Below are 402 nucleotides of genomic sequence, written 5' to 3'. Positions count from 1 at the left end.
ACTTGGCGGATTATTTTGTTCCATGTCGTACCTATGTGTATTCCTTCAGTAGTGGTACGGTTAACATTAGATATGTCTGGTATTATTCTAACAGCTGCTGGTCTTGGTTTTTTAGGATTGGGAGCTCAACTTCCAAGTCCTGAATGGGAAGCAATGCTTTCGACAGGCCGTGAATTTATGATGACAAATTGGTGGTTAGCGGTGATACCAGGATGTGCAATATTGTTAGTAAGTCTTGCTTTTAATCTGCTGGGTGATGGACTTCGTGATGTATTGGATCCACGCAATGATTAAAAAATTATTAGAGATAGAAGATTTATGTATTTCTTTTCCTACAACGCGTGGCATTGCAGAAGTTGTGCGCGGCGTTAGCTTTTCTGTGGGAAAAGAAAAAATTGGAAT

At 39.8% G+C, this 402-nt stretch carries 1 protein-coding gene and 1 pseudogene; both read left to right on the top strand.

Features of this window, described 5'->3' with window-relative positions:
* The coding region (locus tag J7R10_RS09235) for an ABC transporter permease (protein WP_208436524.1) at positions 1-294 on the top strand (294 nt) is incomplete at its 5' end.
* Positions 287-402 (top strand): annotated as a pseudogene (locus tag J7R10_RS10170) (ABC transporter ATP-binding protein); the annotation flags it as partial. The gene J7R10_RS09235 and the pseudogene J7R10_RS10170, both read left to right, overlap by 8 nt.

Origin of the sequence: Bartonella vinsonii subsp. berkhoffii ATCC 51672, assembly GCF_902825225.1 — a bacterium.
GTDB lineage: Bacteria > Pseudomonadota > Alphaproteobacteria > Rhizobiales > Rhizobiaceae > Bartonella > Bartonella berkhoffii.
Note: the sequence above shows the minus strand (reverse complement) of the source record. Positions and strands in the feature narration are given on the sequence as shown.